General features: G+C 64.6%; 13 protein-coding genes. 8 read left to right on the forward strand and 5 right to left on the reverse strand.

All coding sequences use genetic code 11. From position 1 onward, the window contains the following. The first annotated feature begins 50 nt into the window (after window positions 1-50). Entirely contained in the window at window positions 51-1,619 is a 1,569-nt protein-coding gene (locus ACFPME_RS00135; RefSeq protein ID WP_377300801.1) for an APC family permease, read from the forward strand. Window positions 1,620-2,324: 705 nt separating this feature from the next. On the opposite strand, the gene ACFPME_RS00140 is transcribed toward ACFPME_RS00135, so the two are convergent. The 3 genes from ACFPME_RS00140 to ACFPME_RS00150 all read right to left on the reverse strand — a co-directional run bounded on the left by ACFPME_RS00140 (window position 2,325) and on the right by ACFPME_RS00150 (window position 10,298). Continuing rightward, window positions 2,325-4,877 (reverse strand): M9 family metallopeptidase, encoded by a 2,553-nt coding sequence (locus tag ACFPME_RS00140; RefSeq protein ID WP_377300803.1) that lies wholly within the window; start codon window positions 4,875-4,877, stop codon window positions 2,325-2,327. Between the two features lie 714 nt (window positions 4,878-5,591). Continuing rightward, window positions 5,592-7,592, reverse strand: coding sequence for an MGH1-like glycoside hydrolase domain-containing protein (locus ACFPME_RS00145; protein ID WP_377300805.1), 2,001 nt, complete (start codon window positions 7,590-7,592; stop codon window positions 5,592-5,594). Between the two features lie 144 nt (window positions 7,593-7,736). Further along, window positions 7,737-10,298: a TonB-dependent receptor gene (locus ACFPME_RS00150; RefSeq protein WP_377300807.1), complete on the reverse strand. Its 2,562-nt coding sequence runs from the start codon at window positions 10,296-10,298 to the stop codon at window positions 7,737-7,739. Window positions 10,299-10,642: 344 nt separating this feature from the next. Here ACFPME_RS00150 and ACFPME_RS00155 point away from each other — a divergent pair, with 344 nt between their 5' ends. Further along, window positions 10,643-11,557 (forward strand): FadR/GntR family transcriptional regulator, encoded by a 915-nt coding sequence (locus ACFPME_RS00155; protein WP_377300809.1) that lies wholly within the window; start codon window positions 10,643-10,645, stop codon window positions 11,555-11,557. A gap of 337 nt (window positions 11,558-11,894) precedes the next feature. On the opposite strand, the gene ACFPME_RS00160 is transcribed toward ACFPME_RS00155, so the two are convergent. Together ACFPME_RS00160 and ACFPME_RS00165 are read right to left on the reverse strand one after the other, a co-directional pair. Beyond that, entirely contained in the window at window positions 11,895-13,229 is a 1,335-nt protein-coding gene (locus ACFPME_RS00160) for an aminotransferase class III-fold pyridoxal phosphate-dependent enzyme (RefSeq protein WP_377300811.1), read from the reverse strand. Further along, entirely contained in the window at window positions 13,222-14,244 is a 1,023-nt protein-coding gene (locus ACFPME_RS00165) for a phosphotransferase (RefSeq protein ID WP_377300813.1), read from the reverse strand. The genes ACFPME_RS00160 and ACFPME_RS00165 overlap by 8 nt, the downstream gene beginning before the upstream one ends. Before the next feature lie 77 nt (window positions 14,245-14,321). Between ACFPME_RS00165 and ACFPME_RS00170 the strand changes: the two genes are divergently transcribed. From ACFPME_RS00170 to ACFPME_RS00195, 6 genes are read left to right on the forward strand one after another with little or no spacing between them, the layout of a single operon-like run. Continuing rightward, the gene (locus ACFPME_RS00170) at window positions 14,322-16,454 is read left to right on the forward strand and encodes a beta-galactosidase (protein WP_377300815.1); all 2,133 of its coding nucleotides are present in this window, start codon (window positions 14,322-14,324) and stop codon (window positions 16,452-16,454) included. A 34-nt stretch (window positions 16,455-16,488) separates the two neighbouring features. Further along, window positions 16,489-17,433, forward strand: a complete 945-nt coding sequence (locus ACFPME_RS00175; protein WP_377300817.1) for a 2-dehydro-3-deoxygalactonokinase — start codon at window positions 16,489-16,491, stop codon at window positions 17,431-17,433. Beyond that, window positions 17,427-18,068: a 2-dehydro-3-deoxy-6-phosphogalactonate aldolase gene (locus ACFPME_RS00180; RefSeq protein WP_377300819.1), complete on the forward strand. Its 642-nt coding sequence runs from the start codon at window positions 17,427-17,429 to the stop codon at window positions 18,066-18,068. The genes ACFPME_RS00175 and ACFPME_RS00180 overlap by 7 nt, the downstream gene beginning before the upstream one ends. Beyond that, a complete protein-coding gene (gene dgoD, locus ACFPME_RS00185; RefSeq protein ID WP_377300821.1) occupies window positions 18,065-19,213 on the forward strand; it encodes a galactonate dehydratase in 1,149 nt (382 codons plus the stop codon). The genes ACFPME_RS00180 and dgoD overlap by 4 nt, the downstream gene beginning before the upstream one ends. A gap of 40 nt (window positions 19,214-19,253) precedes the next feature. Further along, on the forward strand, window positions 19,254-20,018 hold the full coding sequence (locus ACFPME_RS00190) for an SDR family NAD(P)-dependent oxidoreductase (RefSeq protein ID WP_377300823.1): 765 nt from the start codon (window positions 19,254-19,256) through the stop codon (window positions 20,016-20,018). Beyond that, window positions 20,015-20,938 carry an SMP-30/gluconolactonase/LRE family protein gene (locus tag ACFPME_RS00195; RefSeq protein WP_377300825.1) on the forward strand — a complete coding sequence of 308 codons (924 nt, stop codon included), beginning with the start codon at window positions 20,015-20,017 and terminating at the stop codon, window positions 20,936-20,938. The genes ACFPME_RS00190 and ACFPME_RS00195 overlap by 4 nt, the downstream gene beginning before the upstream one ends. Window positions 20,939-20,952: the final 14 nt, after the last annotated feature.

Genomic DNA, 20,952 nt, shown 5'->3' on the forward strand with positions numbered 1-20,952 from the left:
CGCGCGTTGCGATCACAGGCCTCCTCCAAGCCTCCGCCGGACCACGTCCCATGCCCTCGACGGGAAAGTTTCATCGACAGCTGGGCCTCGCCGACCTGACCTTCATCGGCCTGGGCGCCATCTTTGGTTCAGGCTGGTTGTTCGCGGCCAGCCATGTCTCCGCCATCGCCGGCCCGGCCGGAATCTTGTCCTGGCTGATCGGCGGTGCGGCGGTGCTGCTGCTGGGCCTGGTGTACTGCGAGCTGGGTGCGGCGTTGCCGCGCGCCGGCGGCGTGGTGCGATATCCGGAATACTCGCATGGCCTGTTGCTGGGTTCGCTGATGGGCTTCATCACCCTGATCGCGTTTTCCAGCCTCATCGCCATCGAGACCGTGGCCTGTCGCCAATATGCGGCTGCCTGGTTTCCCGCCTTGAATCGCAACGCGAGCGGCGCACCCACGTTACTGGGCTGGCTGGTGCAGCTGGCACTGCTGACGCTGTTCTTTGCGCTCAACTATTTCAGCGTGAAGACCTTTGCCAGAGCCAACAACCTCATCAGCATCTTCAAATTCATCGTACCCCTGCTGGTCATCGTCATACTGCTCTCACACTTCCAGCCGCAGAACATGAGCGTGCACGGTTTTGCGCCCTACGGCTTCAGTGGCGTGGAGGAAGCGGTCTCCGCTGGCGGCATCATCTTCGCCTATCTGGGACTGACGCCGATTATCTCGGTGGCCAGCGAGGTACGTGACCCTCAGCGCACGATTCCGATCGCCCTGATCCTGTCGGTGGTGTTGTCCACCGTGATCTATCTGCTGCTGCAGGTGGCCTTCCTGGGCAGCATTCCCACCCCCATGCTGGCGCAGGGCTGGGGCAGGATTGGTGCGATGTTCTCGCTGCCCTACCACGATATCGCCATCACCCTGGGCGTCGGCTGGCTGGCTGCACTGGTGGTATGCGACGCCGCGATCTCGCCCAGCGGCACCGGCAACATCTATATGAACGCCACGCCCCGCGTGGTCTATGGATGGGCACGCAGTGGCTCGTTCTTCAAACTGTTTGCGCGGGTCGATGCCAACTCCGGTATCCCGCGCCCTGCGCTGTGGCTGAGTTTTGCGCTGTCGGTGTTCTGGACGTTGCCGTTTCCGTCGTGGCAGGCCCTGATCAGCGTGGTGTCGGCTGCCCTGGTGCTGAGCTATGCCGTGGCGCCCATCACCGTGGGGGCCCTGCGCCGCACCGCACCGGAACTGCCGCGGCCGTTCCTGGTGCGTGGCTTCGGCCTGCTCGGCCCGCTCTCCTTCATGGTGGCCACCTTGATCGTGTACTGGTCGAGCTGGCAGACGGTGTCGTGGCTGCTGGGTCTGCAGATTGCGCTGTTCGTGGTCTACATCCTGTGCAAGCTGCCTCAGCCCGAAGGCCGCTCCAAGCTGCGCCAGGAGGTGTATTCGTCCTTGTGGCTGCTTGCCTACTACGCGCTGATCATCCTGTTGTCCTATCTGGGCACCTTCGGCGGCCGCGGTCTTCTCGGCCATCCTTGGGATTCGGTGGCCGCCGCCGCGGTCGCGCTGTTCATCTATCACTGGGGCACCCGCACCGGACTGCCGGCCCACCTGCTCAACCTGGGCAGCGAAGACGACTGAGTGCCTGGCGCACGCATCTGTCCAGCGTTTGCGACGTGACGGGCCCCGGGCGTTGCCGAGGGCGTTCATGGACATTGATGCGGGCATCCGCGAAGTCCGAAATGCTTGGGAGCGTCCAAGAACCGTTCGAAGCAATGGCGAGCTTCGGATTGAGCGTGAAGTGCGCACTCGTGATGTCGGTTCCGCTTCCGCTTCCTTCAGGGCGCCTCGAACAACCTACCTTGGGCTCGTTGAAACCGAGGCAACCGCGTCACCGCCAAGCTCACGGCCGAGAATATTCCATATTGTGGCTTTCGGTGGCTCGCCCTTTCGCGCTGCTCCGGATCGCCTTCTTGCAGCCATGCCAGGTGCACGAGGTTGTGGGTGATCACAGGCTTTTGGCCGCCGCAGCCCTCGCCATGCTACTTGGTTGAGCGTGTCTGCCTGTTCTTCTGGGGGCGCTTGGCCATGCTCCAGTCGGCCGGGGTCTCCCCCACGCTCGATCACTTCGCCATCTTCGCGGTGGTTGTGCCGGGAGGATCGCCTCGACCGGAGTTGCCGCTCACCAGCTTCACATCGACCGACTGCGCCCAAGACTTTTGCGAGGACGATGTCACGGCTTGTACCGCCAAAGGCTTTGGCTTCCGATAGCTGCCGCATATGGCCCAACATCCGGTAGCAGGCAAACCACACATGCGTTTGCCTGCTACCGGGATGCAACACTTCTTATGGAGTCAGCTTGGCCCTAACTGCAACACCAGAATAGGGTGAGGCAGCTGTCACGGCCACGTAGTAATACGTGTTGCCCAAGGGCTGGGCGATGTCTATCGACTCGCCGTTGCTGCTGTGCGCCGACGCCATGTCGTTGTCGGTCGCCGATGGCCAGCCGCGGCCGCTGACGTACAGGTCGGCATTGCCCGTGCCACCGGCGGTTTCCACATGCAGGCCAGTCGTGCCGTTAGGTACCATGATGTAGAAGTACTCGGTATCGCCCACGCGGGTGGCCTGCACATTGCTGTGCTGGCAACCGCTGGTCAGCACGCTGGCATCGCCCGTGCATTCCGGCCAGGTGACTGGCGGAGGCGTGGTGGACCCGCCACCCAGTGAAGCACTGACCGCGACACCGGAATACGGCGTCTGGGCAACCACGGCCACGTAGTAGTAGCCACCCGCAGCGGACGGCGTGATGCTGACGCTCTCCGTGTTGGTGCTGCCAGTCGAACGCTTGTCATAGTCCGTCGTGGATGGCCATCCACGACCGCTCACGTACAGGTCGGCATTGCCGGTGCCGCCAGTCGTGGCGATCGTCAGGGACGAGGTGCCGGCGGGCAGGTAGATGTAGAAGTACTCGCTGTCGCCGGCACGCGTGGCCTGCACATTGCTGACCTGGCAACCATCGGCAAGCTGACCCGAGGATCCGGGACATTCCGGCAGATTGGTCGGCGGCGGATCGGTCGGCGGCGGGTCCGTGGGTGGCGGGGGCGTAGTGGTCCCGCCGCAGGTGGACGTATCGCCCTGGTTGGCGTTCAGGCAGCTCAGCCACTGGTTCCAGTCGCTGTCATGGGTGTTGTGGATTGACTGCAGGTAGCCGGCGTAGCCGGTGTAGTTGCCCGGGCGGAAGTAGCCAAGGACCTTCCCGACATCCTGCGACTGCTTCTCGAACATGTAGCGCGCGCCCAGGTAGCCCCAGCGATAGACGCGTTCCTGGCCACTGTTGTAGTCGTTGTCGAACACCGTGCTTAGCGGGAACTGCCGGGTGCCCGCATCGGCAATCGCTTCCGGGTAAGGAATGCCGCGGTAGCTGTACGACACGTATTCGGCGAGGCCCTCCACCCACCAGACGCTCGGTACGCTCATGGCAGCATTGAAATCGCCGTACATGTCGAAGCGGCCATCCAGGTAATGCACGTATTCGTGGGTGAGATTCCACACCTCGAAAGTCGGCCGCATCCATTCGGCCTCATACGCTACGAAGCGCGGCTGGTTGGCCGGATCGGACGGATCGCCCTCGAGGTACATGCCGCCGTTGTTGGTGTCGTTGCCGAAGATCACGCCGGAGTACGTCTGGTAGTCCGAACTCGAGTGGAAGATCACCAGCTCGAGCATGGTGTTGTGGTCGTTCGCCACCGGCGTACCACCATCATTCACCCGGTTGTGGAAGTACGACTCCTCGTTGATGACCTTGTTGCAGGTGTCGGTAACCTGGGCCGGAGTGAGGGCCTGGGCGCGCAGGCGCAAGTCCGGGCTGCACTGGGTCGTGATCGGCAGTACGACCTGCTCCAGTTGACTACGGAAATTGCAGATACCGAAATAGCTGCAGTCCGCGTGGTCGTAAAAATCAACGACATCGGCTGTACCGACCCAGATCGACGCACCCGCACCGGTCATGCTGTAGCGTGACAGGATGCTGGCGACCTGGGGCTTCACCGTGGGTTGCAGCGTCGGGTACTGGATGAACCGTGCCAGTTCGCGACTGGCATTGGACAGCAGGTACTCGTTGTCGGTACCGACTTCGGCGGCATTGCGCGACACGAACCCCGAAAGGCTCGTCGTGATAGTGGCATCGCTTTTCACGAGCGCCACGAAATCAGCATTGTAGTGACCGCGGAACAGCACGGTGAATACATTGTTGACTGCCGACATCATGTACCAGTACGAGTGGTAGCTGGCGCTGTAGCGGTCGAGCAGTCCCTTGACCGTATTCATCTGGTGGGCGTTTTCGCCCGAGCTGTCGATCAACGTGACGAATTCCGCCAGCACGGCTCCATGGCTGTCATTGACATCACGGAAATGCGAATTGGCCACGAACGCATCCAGCGCCGGCCGTATCGCTCCCTTGAGCGCGGTACCGTAGGTACCGACATCGGCAGGGTCGCTGTACTGCACATAGTAGCCCGCCCGCAGGAACAGGATCAGCTGGAGGGTGCCGGTGTTGTTGTCGCCGGCGTAGCTGCCGGCATCGGTGCGCAAGGCATTGGCGATGGTGACCATCTTGGCTTCGTTGAACACCTGCCCCGCGCTGACGCCCGACAGGCTGAACAAAGTGTTGATGCAGCCGTCGACCGATGAGCCGCGGACCAGGCTGACGAGACTGCTTCCGCTGGCCGACGCGAATGCGTTGACATCGCAGGCAGCAGCTGCCGCTGCCATGTTTGCACGCAGCTGCGGCGATTGATTGCGTTCCGGACGATCGTAGTCGCTGTAAAGGTGTTCGCGAGACGATGACTGCGGTGGTCGTTCGCTGGGCTTGAGCGGCCGTGCCTGCTGATGTCGAATCATTGGCGACGGTGCCGTGGTGCGAGCTGCGGCGGCTACCGGCGCCGGCGATCGTGTTTGCGTTTTAGTCTGTGCCGCACAAAGCGGCAAACTGCTTCCGACCGTCAATAGCAACAAGCTGACGCATCGCGAAAGTGATTTTCGCGCGTATATATCCATATTCCCCTCTCATATTGAAGACCCCCCGTGGCCTGACTCGTGGCGGCGATGAACACCTGTTGAGTTCGTTTTTCATCGCATCGACGAGCTGATTGCCATGCTACGTGGCGGCCACGCGGCTGCTCTAGGCGATCTTGTTCGGGAATAGTGCTGAATTCGGCAGGAAGCTTGTGGGGAGGGCTCATGGCGCGACGTTGCGGCCAGGTACCTACGCAGATGCATCACAGGCTCGATCTTCAACGACCGGCCAACCGGCGAATGGTCAGTTGCGGGTTGGCGTCGGCTCGCCGCATCCGCGGGCGATGGGCTTCATCGAACACACGCTGGCGTTCTACCGCCGCATGCGGGCCAAAGCCCGCCGGCACGATGAATGACCCCGCCACTGGCATGGCAGGCGTGCTGATGGGAGTGGCCCCAGCTCGCGAGATCTCGGCTGGCCATCGAAAGCCGCCATCCGATCCGGCACAGGCATGTTCTCAGACCGATCATCGACATGCCCTTCAGCAGTCAGATCGCGTCGGCGTCCTCTCCCATTCGCCGGGCGGGCCGAGGTGGAACTCACTGCAACAAAAGCAGGTAGCTGGCGGCAGACCAGCTGAAATTGGGTGATTGATAGCCCTGGCCGGTCAACGGATCGTAGTTCTCATACATGGATGCCTGCTGCGTCAGACCCTTGGCATGGAGCACCAGGCGGCGGGCCATGTCATCGGCCTGACGGTCATTGCCATAGCGCCTGAGAGCTTCAACGCCGAAATAGGCTTGATCGAGCCATACCGGGCCGCGCCAGTAGCCCTTGATCGGGGAAAAGCGCGGGTCGTCTGCAGCGAGTGTGGCGAACGGCATGACGGTGGCGAACTTGCGCGGGTCAAGCATCACCCGGATCACCGACCTGGCCTGAGCAGGGCTTGCCACGCCCGCCCACAGCGGCGCCCAGCCTTCCGAACCATAAACCTGCACGGGAGTGCCGCTGCCGAGTTTGCGATCGAAAAAGTAATCACGCGTCTTGTCGAACATGCTCGCCTGGATGACGGCCTTCATCGTCGTGGCCTCCTTCAGCCAGCGCGCACGATCCTGCGTCTTGCCGAGGATGGCTGCGAGCTGCGCGAGGTCGGACTTCTCCTTGTACAGGTACGCATTCAGATCGACCGACTCCTGATCCATGGACCATGCGCCGTCGCCGTTCTTCAGCATGGCGATGGCGTCGAAGCGGACGCCGTTGTCCATGCCGCTTTCCCATTTTGCGGCTACCTTGGTCCCGTCGGTCGAACCATATTCGGCCACGCCGTTGTGATCGTGATCGCGCGCCGCGAACCACCAGCGGTGATAGCGCACCAGCTTGTCGTACATTTCGGCCAGGAAGGCCTTGTCGTTGGTGGCGCGATAGATTTCCAACACCGCCCAAACCGCCAGCGGCGGCTTGCTGTCGCGCCAGTTGTTGCCCGCCTTGTCCAGATAAAGGCAATCGGGAACCATGCCGTCGGCGGCCTGGTAGTCGAACATGGCGCGCATCTGGTCGCGCGCTAGATCGGGAGCAAAGCGCGCCAGCGCGGCCGCATGCTTCCACGAATCCCAGGCCCAGAATCCATTGAAATCGGGGTTGGAATACGAAGGGATGACGCCGTCGTGATGCAGATCGCCACGCGCCGCACGCCAGTTTCCCAGCAAGGTCAGCATGGCCTTCACCGAAACCCGTCGTGCCGTCGCGTCGGGCAAGCCGGGGATGTGGCTCGGCGCGACGGATCCCAGATAGCCGGCCCAGCGCGCGCGGTTCCTGGCCCAGGCCGTGGCGTAATCGACGGGCGGCGGCGTCTCGGCACGGGCGTCATAGACCAGGGTCTGCTCGACAAAAACCGTGGCGGTTTGATTGGGCTTCAGCTGCAGGGGCCGGTTCAGGGCGATTCGATAGTCACCCGCCGACAACGTGACCCGATAGGCGGAAATCCCTTCGGCGTGAAGTCGCGTACTCAGCTTCGAATTCGAGTTGACGAAGGTCTGCGTCACCGCGTCGCCATCCTCGACCAGCTTCGCTCCCTGCGGCGACATCACGCGCCCGGCAACGGAAAGATCCACCTCTTGCGACGTCGTCGCCGTCAGCTCGATCCGCACCAGCGCATGCCAGGAATCGGCAAAGAACAGGGTCTGGCGCACTGTCAGCTCGGGGCCGGAAAACTGGCGTACCAGATAGCCCGGAAATGCATGGCTTCCGGCGGGACTCAGGGCGATGGGCTGCTTGCTGATGGCATTGCGCAGTGCCAACTGGGCAAAGCGCGCGCCCACCCATCGGCCATTGTCCAGGCTATGCACGAACGGGCCGGAAAAACCCGTCGCCGTATCGCCGGCAACCGGCAGGCTATAGCCGTGCCAGGCCCCGGCGTCGAAAAAGATATTGAAGCTTCGATCCGCAGGTGCCCGTGGCGCACCATGCAGGTCGAGCACGTCGACATAGCTTGTGGTGGTATCGGCCCGGTGTTCGACTGGCTCGGCGCGGGCGACACCGCCGCCTGAGCCAAGGATGGCGACCACCACAGCGACGAGCAGGGATCTCGGGAATGGGCGCATGACGTGTCGCTCCTTGCTGCAGGCCGCTGGTGAAAAGATCCGGATCAAGCCCAGGCGCAGTCTGACGCCCGCGTTGCATCGGTGGCGGATGCAACCTGTGCAACGCGGGTTGCCGGGCAACAGCGGCAGCCGTTGCCCCACTCTTCAGAACTTGTACTTCACCTGGAAGTTGACCTCACGTCCTTCGATCGAGCGGGCGAGAATCACCCCGCCGCCGCTGGCGAAGCCGAACAGGCGGGCGTTGCCTTCGGTGATGCCTATCTCGTTGGTGATATTGGTACCACGCAAGGTCAACATCCAGTTCTGGCCGATGTTGGCGATCGCACCGATGGCGATGTCGTGATAGTTGCCCAGCGGCTGTTGCTGCAGCCGGTCGCCATAACGATTGCCCACACCTTCGTAAGTGAGCCAGAACTTCATGCTGCCCCAGCTGGTTGGCACCACATAGGCCGGAGTCAGCCGATACTGGAACTTCGGCTGACGGGACAGGCGCATGCCGCTGATGGTGTCGCACCGTTCGCTGCCATCCTGCGCGACGTAAGGCACGCAGTCGTTGTAGCCCGAGTAGTGGCCGTCCATGTAATTGCCACTCAACGCAATCGAGAAATGCTCGAATGGCGTGACCGTCACCTGCGTGTTGACGCCCTTGGTCACCGAGCCATAGACGAGGTTGATCTGACCGGTAGGGAGATCGATCGAGTACGGTATGCCATGGAACAGCCGCCGATAGACACTGATGTCGGCGTAGATCCATGGCGCCTGGTACTTGAAGCCGAGTTCCATGTTGTGGATGTTCTCCACCGGCGGCCTCGCAAGGTTCACGATATCGTCGAAGCTTGGCAGGAACACGCCTTCGTTGACGCGCGCATAGGCGCTCATGTTGCCGCTCAGCGCGTAGTTCGCGCCCAGGGTCCACGACGATGCGCTCCGCGAACCCGAAGGATGATCGAAACTGTCCGTCAGGTACTCGGCATTGTTGTTGTACACGGTGTTCGGATTGGCATCGAGGTCGCCGGAGGTCGTGTTCTGGAACCGGCCACCGATACTGTCATGCTGGATGCGCATGCCTCCGTCGAACCGCCACTTGCCAATGTTCCATTCGTCGGCAACGAAGAACGCCGTGGTCGTGGCGTGCCAGCGTTCGTTGAATGCCATCCATGACTGCGGATTGGCGTTCCAGAACAGGCCTTGCGCGTCGGTCAAGGCGTAGTTGTTCGTGCCATCGCTCAGATTCACCACGATCGGGTTGGGATTGTTCTTCGCCTGCAGCAGCTGATTGAGGCCGTCGTACTCGGCGTGGTGCATGGAGTACACCGCCGTGTAGTTGCCGACCGTCAGGGTGTTGCCCTCGAAAAGCTCCTTGCTCAGACGAAACTCATTGCTGGCCGACTGGATTTTCTTGGGAATGAACTCGGGGTTCTGGACGGTCACGTTCTCGTTCATGTCCGCCGCCTTGCCGTTGGTGTAAGTGGCAGTCGCGGTGAGGTTGGAGGGAAGCCCGAAGTCCGATGCAGCGCCGGCAATGAAGTTGCCCAGCGTGGTCGGATTGTCACCCGTACTGAAGAACGCGTTGATATCCATGTGACCGGCGACGAACAGTGCCTTGTCCGACAGCGACCAGCCATTGTCGAACTCCAGGTCCAGGTTGGCGCCGAGCATGTGGATGTCGCCGCCCTCGCCGTTGGCCATGTCGATGTTGACACCGCCCGGCTTGCAACCTGCGGTGAAGCATGGCGTCGTCTCGAGAAACTGGTGCCGATCCGCATTGCTGCCAAAGGTGCCGGTCAACGGACTGAAACCCGGATAGGCTGAAAACTGGCCGGGCGCGGGGTTGAAAATCGGCGTGTCGGTGACGAACTGGTTCTTGTCCTTCAGTGCCCGCGCGTAGAACATGATCGAACCATGGGCAAGGTCGTGGCTCAAGGTCGCGGTGAGCTGGCCACCCTTGTCGGCGGGGAACTGGGGGGCGCGCACGCCATCGGATTTGCGCCAGAAGCCGCCGATGCTGCCGTACCAGCCGCTGTCCTTGCCGCCGATGGGGAAGCCGTAGAAGCCATCGAGACGAACCATGCCCTCCGACCCATAGGTCACGCCGATGCTGCCGGTAGGCGTTGAGGAGCCCTCCTTGAGAATGAAGTTCGCAATGAGTCCGGGTTGGCCGTTGCCGTACAGGACTGACGTGCCGCCCTGCACGGCCTCGACGCGGTCGATGGTGTCATCGAGACGGAACATCGCGTCGGTGAAGTAATCCCATTTCGGGAAAAGCGGCGACCCGTTCATCTGCAGGGTGACGAACGGTGCGCCACTGTCGGACGGGAAACCGGCAACTTCGATGTTCGCCCCGGTCTGGCCACCCGAGGATTCCGGAAAGACGCCCGGCGAGATCTTCAGCAGGTCCGCCACGCTGATCGGATTGAGTTCCTTGATCTGCTCGCTCGTCGCCGTGGTGATCGAGTAGCTGGCATCGATCTTCTTGATGCCGCCGAAGGCGGAGTTGCCGGTGACCACGATCTGGTCGAGCGTTTGCGCGGATGACGGCGAGGCCGGCTTCTTCCTGCCGTGGTCGGTTGGCGTGGTTTGGGATGGTGAGGCCGGGGACGTCGTCGCCTGCGGCGCGGTGTCCTGTGCCTGGACGGAACCGGCCGCCAGCATGACGCCGATGGCAACACTTAGAGCCCGACGATTGATCTGCCTGCAACTTCTCATGATGAAATCTCCTCCCCGAGACAAATGGATGATGGTTGTTTGCCTGGACCCGAGGCAGTCATGCCTGCACGCCAGTCATTCCCGCGTGGTTCCTGAAACTGCCCCGCCTCTTCTCGCGCCATCCGTGCCACGGATGCTGGAGCGGCGAGCTCGCATCCTAACCCAGAAGAATCCATTTGTACTACTATAGTATAAAATACGAAAGAGCAGCGAAGGGAGCGCGCGCAATCGCGCGCTGCGGAAGCCCTGCCGCGAATGGCGACTCGACGCGTGCAAGGAAGGACGCACCTGCACGTTGCCGCCCGCCCGAACCCCGCCGCGCGGTTCGCGGCCGGATCAGGTCCGTGCTTGAGCGTGCCTGCATTCAAGGCGCTGCGGCCGGACTCGCGCGGCGGAGCATTCCCAAGGCGCACGCCCTTCCTCCAGTACGTTTGTATGATAAATTTCGAGTGCTACCGCACCGCAACATCCGATCCGCCACTTCATGCCATGACTGCGTGAAATGCTGGAAGCGCCCTTACCGCGGAGAGAAGTTGACAATGAAGGCTACGGACTCACGCAATCTGCACGGCCATGTGATCCGTGAGTTGGGCAAGCGGATTGTCGTCGGCGACTTGCGCCCCGGCGATGTGCTGCCCCGCGAGGAGGATCTTGCCGAAAGCATGGATGTCAGCCGCACGGCCCTGCGCGAGGCGTTGAAGGTGCTGTCCGCCAAGGGCCTGATCGAGTCCCGCCCGCGAGTGGGTACTCGTGTACGTGCGACGCACTTCTGGAACCAACTTGATGCGGATGTCCTTTCGTGGCGCTGCGCCTCGATGCCGACCGACGACTTCATCGAGAAACTGGTGGAGATGCGCGAGATCATCGAGCCGGCGGCAGCGGCGGCGGCGGCACGCCGACGTACCGCAGCCCAGTTGGGCAAGGTGGACCTGGCCTACCGGAAGATGGAAGCTGCGCGGGACTCCGAAGAGTGGGCGGCCGCAGATCTCGGCTTTCATGACGCAGTGCTGCAGGCGACCGGCAACGAACTGATGATCTCGCTGTTCTCGGTGGTCGAAAGCGCGCTCGGGATGTTCTTCGTGTTGTCGGCGAAAACCGCCGGCGACTTCAAGTATTCCCTGCCACGCCATCAGAAAGTGCTTGAAGCGATCCGCCGCCAGCAACCGGACGTCGCCCGCAAGGCGATGCAAAGCATGATCGAGGATTCGCTGGCCAACCTCCGCAAGAAGCGCAAGGGAACCTCCCGGAAAACCGCCTGAGCTGCATTTCGTTGCCGCGGTTGTGCCGATCGCCATGGCCAATAGTTCCGGCAACCGGTGACCGTGACGCTGTTAGTCGCTGCCGATTCATCGGCCATGCGAGAAAAAAGCAGAAGTGGGTCGGCATCTGCCTTACAGCGGCGAGTGGCCGTGGGTACCCGCAACGTGTGATCTATCGGTGGCTCCGGAAGCCCGATTCAAGCTCGTCGCCCCGGGCGAACGCCGGGATGACGTTTCGTTGCCGGTTTTCCAGGCTCCCTGTAGCGACACGCCGACGCCCGTCGACCGGCACACGCACCGAGCCGGCGGTCGCCGACACCTGGCCCGCGCAAGCGGGCTACGACTCGCGCAGCCCCTGGTCGAGCTTGTCCAGGAACTCTTCGGCGTTGGCCTGGCTGAACACGATCGGCGGCTTGATCTTCAGCACGTTGTCGTCCGGGCCTTCGGTGGAGAGCAGCACGTGACGTGCCTTCATCGCCTCCACCACCGCCCTGGCCTTCGGCTGGTCGGGGGTTCGCGCCGCGCGATCGCGCACCAGTTCGACGCCGATGAACAGGCCGCACCCGCGCACATCGCCGATGGCATCGTGCCGTTGCTGCAGTTCGCGCAGTCCGTCCAGCAGGAAACCGCCGACGCGACGCGCGTTCTCCTGCAGCTTCTCGTCGGCGATCACATCGAGTACGGCCAGCGCGATCGCGCAGGACACCGGGTTGCCGCCAAAGGTGTTGAAGTACTCCATGCCGTTGACGAAGCTGGCGGCGATCTCCGGCGTGGTCACCACGGCACCCATGGGATGGCCGTTACCCATCGGCTTGCCCATGGTGACGATATCCGGCACCACGCCCTGGCGTTCGAACGCCCAGAAATGTTCGCCCACCCGGCCGAAGCCGACCTGCACCTCATCGGCCAGGCACACGCCGCCGGCTGCGCGCAGCTTCGCGTAGGCTTCGGCCAGATAGCCTTCCGGCAGCACGATCTGGCCACCGCAACCCAGCAGCGATTCGCAGTAGAACGCCGCCGTGGCGATGTCCTGCTGGCGCAGGTTTTCGATGGCGGGCTGCAACATTGCGCCGTACTGCCGACCGGCCTCGGAAGGCTCGCGGAAAGGCCCGCGATAAACGTCAGGCATGGCCACCACGCCCACATGCGATGCCTGCCCCTGCCCGCCCTTGCCATTGAACTTGTACGGGCTCAGCTCGACCATCGAGGGCGAATGGCCGTGGTAGGCGTGATCCACCACGATCACGCCCCGCGCGCGGGTATGCGCCCGCGCCAGACGCAGCGCGAGGTCGTTCGCCTCGGTGCCGGAGTTGGTGAGGAACACGACCGACAGCGGCTCCGGCAGGGTCGCCGTCAGGCACAACGCGTACTCGACGATATTGTCGTGCAGATAGCGGGTGTTGGTGTTGAGCCGCGCCATCTGCGCCTGCCCGGCCGCGACCACGCGCGGATGGCAATGCCCGACATGGCAGACGTTGTTGACCATGTCCAGGTAGGGCTGGCCATGCTGGTCATACAGCCAGACGCCTTCGCCGCGAACGATCTTGAGCGGCTCGTTGTAGGACACGCTGAGGGTCGGATTCAGCAGCTGCTTGCGCAGGCGCAGAATGTCGGCATTGCTACGTTGCGGCACGCCGTGGGATGCCGGGCCGGAAGAGGTGGGGTCAATCATGGCTGGGTTCCAGAAAGGGGCCGACGATGGCGTCATGGCCGACGCCGGCGAGTTCGCGCAACAACGCACGCACGCCTTGCTGCGACACGAGGATGAACGGGTTGTCGGGCTCGTCCCGATGCGCACGCGTCGCCATCAGCACGCTATGGCAAAGTCGCGCAAGAATGAAGGCATGCAGTTGCTCAAGCTCGGCGCGAAGCAAGGGGCACTGCGCCAGATAGCCGCGAACGATGGTGCGCGCGCAGGCCACCGGATCGGCCTCGTGCTGCATGGCGTAGGTGCAGGCGATCGCCAGGTCGGCCAGGCGGAAGCTGGTGCACATGTCGCCGAAATCGATCACCGCGCTGACCCGCTTTCCACCCCCGTCGCCATCGGCCACGATCACGTTCAGGTCGTTGGCATCGTTGTGCAGCACGGTGATCGGCAGATCCGCCCGCCATTGCGGCAGGTGGGCGCAGAACGCCTCGACGTGCGGCTGCACGATGGCGCGCAGTCCGGCATCCTCGATATGGGCGATTTCGCCACGCAGCGTCGGCAGGCGCAGCAGGTTCCAGTTGTGCGCGCGGTCGGCAGCGGGATGATGAAAACCCTGCAGCCCGCGCGTCAGCCGGCCGACCGCACTGCCTAGGCTCTCGTGCAAGGCCGCGCGCCGGGTCAACGGCAAGCCGACGATGGCCTCCGCATACGTCGTGCCCGGCACGTAGCTCAGCATGCGCACCTGGCACGCCTGCCCCGCCATCGGCAGGGTCAGCAGGTGCTCGCCGTCCACGGCGAGCTGCACCCGCGGCCATTGCAACGCCGGCTCGCGCCCGGCCAGCGTCATCATGGCCTGGTTCTCGAGGTCCAGATCCATCCGCGACCACGAAGGGTGCGCTACCTTCAGCACATAATCGCCATGTTCGGCGCGGATGCGGAAGTTCTGATCGGCATAGGATGGCAGCGCGCAAATATCGCCATGGATGCGCCAGTGCCGGTCGGCCAGCGCCAACGCCGCGGCGGGGGTCAGAAGGTCCATAAGCTTGCGCACAAAATATTGCGGGAGCCTGAATAGTAGTATAAGTTGACATTTGAATTTCACCGAAGGCGCACCCCATGTTTCGGCCCTTGCTTACGGCGGTGCTGGCCGCCGCCGCGATGATCGGCACCGCCGCGGCTACCTCGGCCGAGCCCGGCGGGCAACACCCGGCGCCGGTTCAGGGCGCGGCCCTGCTGCATCAGCGCGAACCGATGAGTTTTGGCGCGTTCTATTACCCGGAGCAGTGGCCGCGCAGCCAGTGGCGACGCGACTTCAATGGCATGGCCAGGCTCGGCTTCGACTTCACCCACATGGCCGAGTTCAGCTGGACGTACCTTGAGCCGGAGGAAGGCCGCTTCGATTTCGAGTGGCTCGATCACGCCATCGAGCTGGCCGACAAGGCCGGGCTGCGCGTCATCCTCGGCACACCCTCGGCGGCGCCGCCGAGCTGGATGGGCGAGCGCTACCCGGAGGTGTACCGGGTGGACGAGCACGGCCAACGCCACGAACACGGCATCCGCGCCGAAGTGTCGCTGGCCAATCCGAAATACGAGGCCTTCGTGACGCGGCTGGTCACCGCCATGGCCCAGCGTTACGGCCACGACCGCCGCGTCTGGGGCTGGCAGGTGGACAACGAACCGGGCACCTTCCTCGATTACAGCGACAGCGCGCGCGAGGCGTTCCAGCGCTGGCTGCGAGAGAGATACGGCAGCATCGATGCCATGAATGCCGTCTGGGGCGGCTCGTTCTGGAGCAGTCGCTACGCCCGTTTCAAGGAAGTGCGCCTGCCCAATGCCACGCTCGCCGCCGAAGACAAGCTCAGCCCGCATGCGCAGCTCGATTTCGCCCGCTTCCAGGCCGACACCACGGCGCACTTCCTCGACGCCCAGGCAGCACTCATCAAGCGCTACGCACGCCCGGGACAATGGGTGACCACCAACTACACCAATGTCACCACGGCCACCGATCCACGGCGCAGCCACGGCATGGATTTCCCGACCTTCACGCTCTATCCGGTCGCCGGTGCGAATGTGCTGGGCGGCGACAGCTACGCCATCGGCAAGCCCGCCAACCTGATGGAGGCCGCGGCGTATTTCCGGCCCATGACCGGCACGTTCGGCGTGATGGAATTGCAGCCGGGCCAGGTGAATTGGGGCGCGATCAATCCGCAGCCGATGCCTGGCGCCGTCAGCATGTGGATCTGGCATGCCTTCTCTTCCGGCGCGTCCCTGCTCAGTACCTATCGCTATCGCCATCCGCTGCGCGGCAGCGAGATGTACCACGAAGGCATCGTCGGCACCGACGGCGTGACGCTCTCGCGCACCGGTCGCGAATTCGTCGACACGATGCACGAGATCAAGTCGCTCGAAGCGAAGCTCGACGCCCAGGCCAAACTGCCCTCGCGAATGGCCGCGCGATACACCGGCTATCTGTGGAGCCATGACGTTTTCTGGGATCTGGAGATCCAGCCGCAGACCACCTTGTGGCACAGCTGGGCCTACCGCAACACCTATACGCAGGTGGTGAAGAGCACCGGCGCGCCGATGGATTTCATCGCCGAAGACGATGATTTCAGCCGCTACCCGTTCCTGATCGCGCCGGCCTACCAGATGGTCAGCGAGGCCCTGGCTAAGAAATGGCGTCGGTATGTCGAACAGGGCGGCCATTTGATCCTGACCAGCCGCACCGGGCAGAAAAACGAGCTCGGCCATTTCCATGAAGGACCGTGGTATGCGCCGATCCTCGACCTGATCGGTGCCGATGTGGACGGCTTCGACATGCTGCCGTCGAGCGCCAGCGCACAGGTGACCGCGGGCGGCAAGACGCACGCGTGGCATCGCTGGGCCGACATTCTCTCGCCACGGCCAGGCACCGTGATGCTCGCCACCTATGCCGATCACTACTACGCCGGCAAGGCGGCGGCGACCACCCGCAAGCTGGGCAAGGGCAGCGTCACCATGATTGGCGTGTCGACCGATGACGGTGCGCTGGAACGCGATATCGTGCGCGGCGTCTACCAGCGGGCCGGCGTGGCGATCGAGGATCTGCCCCCAGGCGTGTTCATCGACTGGCGCGGCGGGTTCTATTTCATGGTGAACTACAACCCGCAGCCGTTTGCACCCGCGCTTCCCGCGGCGGCAGGAATCGTGCACGGCCAGGCGCCGCTGGCGCCGGCGCAGACGCTGGTCTGGAAGGACGCCTCGCCATGATGCGCGTGACAACCGCAGCGCGGTGCCCGCGCCCATGAACGGCCTGATCGCACTCGACTGGGGCACCACCAGCCTGCGTGCCTACTGGCTCGATGAGGCTGGCGAGATCCGCGAGACCCGGGCGCGCCCCTGGGGCACTCGCCATCTGCCGGATGGCGGTTTCGATGCCGCGTTGGCCGGGATCACCGCAGGCTGGCCCCGGCTGCCCCGGCTGGCCTGTGGCATGGTCGGCAGCCGCCAGGGCTGGCTGGAGGTGCCGTACCTGGAGTTACCCGCCGACACGGCGCGGCTCGGCGGCGTCGTCCGCAGCCTGCGCGCCGCCGATGGTCTGGACGTCCATATCGTTCCCGGCCTGCGCAACCGGCAGGGACCTGACGTAATGCGCGGCGAGGAAACCCAGCTGCTTGGCGCCCTTGCCTTGCGCCCGGCGCTCATCCCCGATTCCACCTGGATCCTGCCAGGCACGCACAGCAAGTGGGCCCGCGTGCGCCATGGCACCGTGGCCGATTTCTGCACCGTGATGACGGGCGAACTGTTTGCGCTGCTGCGCCAGCATTCGATCCTCTGCGCTGGCTCGGGCGAGGCCGCGGCGGATCCTGACGCGTTTGCGCGTGGCGTCGTCGCGGTGCGCGACAGCGGCAGCGCCGGTGCATTCAGCCGGCTGTTCTCCGCGCGCGCGTTGATGCTCGACGGTGCGTTGGCACCGGACGCTGTGCCCGAGTACCTCTCCGGCCTGCTGATCGGAGAGGAGCTGCGTTCCTGTCTTGCCATGAATCGCTTCCGCCACGATGCACCGCTCCAGCTGATTGGCGATGCCGCGCTGTGCGCGCGTTACCGGCTGGCTGCGGCACGCTTCGACCTCGACCTTGCCGAGCCCCTGGTGGACGTCGCCGCGCGCGGGTTGTGGCAGATCGCCTGCGATATCGGCCTGGCCCGCGCCGGCTCGTCCAGGGCGCCCAAGGAAACTTCTTCATGCTGAACTCCTGGCTCGATCCCCTGCCCCTGGTCGCGATCCTGCGTGGCATCGGCCCCGACGAAGCCGCGGGCATCGGCCATGTACTTGCCGACGCCGGCTTTCGCGTGCTGGAAGTGCCGCTCAACTCGCCGCAGCCGATGGAGAGCATCCGTCGCTTATGCAGCGCCCTGGGCGACGATTGCCTCATCGGCGCGGGCACCGTGATGACGCCAGCCCAGGTGAAACAGGTCGCCGCCGCCGGTGGCCGTCTGATCGTGATGCCGCACGCCGATACCGCCGTGATCCGTGCCGCCAAGCAGGCTGGCATGGTCTGCGTGCCGGGGGTCGCCACACCCACCGAGGCTTTCGCGGCACTGGCGGCCGGTGCCGACGGGCTGAAACTGTTTCCCGCCGAGCAGGTGTCGCCTGCGGGACTCAAGGCCTGGCGTGCGGTCCTGCCGGCCGGGGTACCGGTGCTGCCGGTCGGCGGTATCGTCCCCGGCAACATGGCGCCGTGGGTTGCGGCCGGCGCGCAAGGGTTCGGCATCGGTTCCGCGCTGTACGCGCCCGGCATCGATGTCGGTGAAGTCGCCCGTCGCGCCCACGCTTTCGCGCAAGCGTGGGCGGTCTCTCGGAAGTCGCAGGAACACCGTGCATGAAGATCACCAAACTCACCACCTTCCTGGTGCCCCCGCGCTGGCTGTTCCTGCGCATCGATACCGATGCCGGCATCTGCGGCTGGGGCGAGCCGGTGGTCGAAGGTCGCGCGCATACCGTGGCCGCCGCCGTGGACGAACTTTCCGACTACCTGGTGGGCAAGGATCCCCGCCGCATCGAGGACCTGTGGAACGTGATGTACCGCGGCAGTTTCTACCGCGGCGGCCCGATCCTGATGAGCGCCATCGCAGGCGTCGACCAGGCGCTTTGGGACATCAAGGGCAAGCATCTCGGCGTCCCGGTGCATGAACTGCTCGGCGGCCCGGTGCGCGAGCGCATCCGCGTGTATTCGTGGATCGGCGGCGACCGCCCGGCGGACACCGCCAATGCCGCCCGGGCCGCGGTCGAGCATGGCTTTACCGCGGTCAAGATGAATGGCACCGAGGAGATGCACTTCGTCGACAGCTACGCCAAGGTCGAGCGCGTGCTGGAGAACGTGCAGGCCGTGCGCGAGGCGGTCGGCCCGCACGTCGGCCTGGCCCTCGATTTCCACGGCCGCGTGCACAAGCCGATGGCCAAGGTGCTGATGCGCGAACTGGCGCCATACAAGTTGATGTTCATCGAGGAGCCGGTGCTGTCCGAGCATCTGGATGCTATCCCCGAGCTCGCCAGCATCGCCCCCGCGCCGATCGCGCTGGGCGAGCGGCTGTATTCGCGCTACGACTTCAAGCGCGTGCTGGAGCGTGGCGGCGTGGACATCATCCAGCCCGATCCCTCGCATGCCGGCGGCATCACCGAGACGCGCAAGATCGCCGCGATGGCCGAGGCCTACGACGTGGCGCTGGCGCTGCATTGCCCGCTGGGGCCGATCGCGCTGGCGGCGAACCTGCAACTGGATGCGGTCTGCCACAACGCCTTCATCCAGGAGCAGAGCCTGGGCATCCACTACAACGCCGCCAACGACCTGCTCGACTACGTGGTCGATCGCAACGTGTTCGCCTACGAGGACGGCTATGTCGCGATTCCCGGCGGCCCCGGCCTAGGCATCGAGATCAACGAAGCCTACGTGGCCGAACGGGCCAAGCTCGGCCACCGCTGGCGCAACCCGCTGTGGCGCCACGACGACGGCAGCGTCGCCGAATGGTGAGCATGCCGGCCGCACCTTCCCCCGAGTCCGGAGCCTGCTGATGCCTTCGTTCGCCAGCTATCCCAGCCTGATCGACCGCAGCGTGCTGATCACCGGCGGCGCCAGCGGCATCGGCGCGGCCTTCGTTGGGCACTTCGCGCGCCAGGGTGCGCGGGTGGCCTTTCTCGACGTGGATACCGCGTCGGCGCAATCGCTGCTCGATGCTCTCGCCGATGTCGCCCATCGGCCGTTGTTCATCGCCTGCGACCTCACCGATCTCGCTGCGCTGGGCCAGGCGATCGCGCAGGCCCGCGCGGCGATCGGCCCGATTTCGGTGCTGGTCAACAACGCCGCCAACGACGTGCGGCATGATTTCGCGCAGACCACGCCGGCCGAGTTCGACCGCAACGTGGCGGTGAACCTGCGCCACCAGTACTTCGCCACCCAGGCCGTGGTGGCGGACATGGCCGCGCTGGGCGGTGGCTCGGTGATCTGCCTGGGCTCCACCAGCTGGCTGATCAAGAACGGCGGCTACCCGATGTACACCATGGCCAAGGCCGCCATCCACGGTCTGGTCGCGGGGCTCGCGCGCGAGCTGGGCCGCCTGCGCATCCGCATCAACTGCCTGGTGCCCGGCTGGGTGATCACCGAGAAGCAGCGACGCCTGTGGCTGGACGCCGCCGGCGAAGCCGAGATAGCCCACGCGCAATGCCTGCCCGGCCACGTGCTGGCGGACGACGTGGCGCGGGTGGCGCTGTTCCTCGCCGCCGACGACAGCCGCATGATCACCGGCAAGGATTTCATCGTCGACGGCGGCTGGGTGTGAGCGGCGCAGTGCTGCATGCGCGCGCCGTGCTGGAGGTGGGCAACCGCCTGGGCGAAGGCGTGCTGTGGTGCCCGCGCGCGCAGGCGCTGTACTGGACCGACATCCACGCCGCCACGCTGTGGCGCTACACGCCAGGCGACCGCAGCACGCGGCAATGGCAACTGCCCGAACGGCTGGCCTCGTTCGCGCTGTGCGAGGCGGAGGGCTGGCTGTTGCTGGGACTGGCTTCGAAGCTGGCGTTCTTCCAGCTCGGCAGCGGGCTGTTGCTGCCGATCGTCGAGGTGGAGCCGGGCCTGCCGACCCGGCTCAACGACGGCGTGTGCGACCGCCAGGGCCGCTTCGTGTTCGGCACCCTGCACGAGCCGCCAGCCGGCGAAACGAAACGCGCCATCGGCGGCTTCTACCGCTTGAACGCCGACCTCGGCCTGGAACGTCTGCCGCTGCCACCGGTGGCGATCGGCAACAGCCTCGCCTTCAGCCCCGACGGCGGCACGATGTACTACTGCGACTCGCCCACGCGACGCATCCAGTGCTGCAATTACGCCGCCGACGGCACGCTGGATTCGCCGCGCACCTTCGTCGACCTGCGCGACATCGTGGGCGAACCCGATGGCGCGACGGTGGATGCCGAGGGCGGCGTGTGGAGTGCGCAGTGGGGCATGGCGCGCGTGGTGCGTTACCGCGCCAACGGCCGCGAGGACACCATCGTTCGCCTGCCGGCCCGGCAACCCACACGACCCGCGCTGGGTGGCGCAACGCTGGACACGCTGTACATCACCAGCGCGCGCGAGGGCCTCTCGGCCGATGACCTGCGCGATGAACCGTCGAATGGCGCCGTGTTCGCCACCGCCGTCGACGTGCACGGCCTGACCGAAGCGCGTTTCGCCGGCATACCGGAGGCACACCTATCGCCGTCGTAGGAGCCCGCTCGCGG

Source organism: Rhodanobacter umsongensis, assembly GCF_042654965.1.
Taxonomy (GTDB): Bacteria; Pseudomonadota; Gammaproteobacteria; order Xanthomonadales; family Rhodanobacteraceae; genus Rhodanobacter; species Rhodanobacter umsongensis.

Excerpts from the sequence above, each read along its gene's own strand:
- ACFPME_RS00135 (WP_377300801.1), top strand. The coding sequence starts at position 51 with ATGCCCTCGACGGGAAAGTTTCATCGACAGCTGGGCCTCGCCGACCTG.
- ACFPME_RS00140 (WP_377300803.1), bottom strand. The coding sequence starts at position 4,877 with ATGATTCGACATCAGCAGGCACGGCCGCTCAAGCCCAGCGAACGACCA.
- ACFPME_RS00145 (WP_377300805.1), bottom strand. The coding sequence starts at position 7,592 with ATGCGCCCATTCCCGAGATCCCTGCTCGTCGCTGTGGTGGTCGCCATC.
- ACFPME_RS00150 (WP_377300807.1), bottom strand. The coding sequence starts at position 10,298 with ATGAGAAGTTGCAGGCAGATCAATCGTCGGGCTCTAAGTGTTGCCATC.
- ACFPME_RS00160 (WP_377300811.1), bottom strand. The coding sequence starts at position 13,229 with ATGATTGACCCCACCTCTTCCGGCCCGGCATCCCACGGCGTGCCGCAA.
- ACFPME_RS00165 (WP_377300813.1), bottom strand. The coding sequence starts at position 14,244 with ATGGACCTTCTGACCCCCGCCGCGGCGTTGGCGCTGGCCGACCGGCAC.
- ACFPME_RS00170 (WP_377300815.1), top strand. The coding sequence starts at position 14,322 with ATGTTTCGGCCCTTGCTTACGGCGGTGCTGGCCGCCGCCGCGATGATC.
- ACFPME_RS00175 (WP_377300817.1), top strand. The coding sequence starts at position 16,489 with ATGAACGGCCTGATCGCACTCGACTGGGGCACCACCAGCCTGCGTGCC.
- ACFPME_RS00180 (WP_377300819.1), top strand. The coding sequence starts at position 17,427 with ATGCTGAACTCCTGGCTCGATCCCCTGCCCCTGGTCGCGATCCTGCGT.
- dgoD (WP_377300821.1), top strand. The coding sequence starts at position 18,065 with ATGAAGATCACCAAACTCACCACCTTCCTGGTGCCCCCGCGCTGGCTG.
- ACFPME_RS00190 (WP_377300823.1), top strand. The coding sequence starts at position 19,254 with ATGCCTTCGTTCGCCAGCTATCCCAGCCTGATCGACCGCAGCGTGCTG.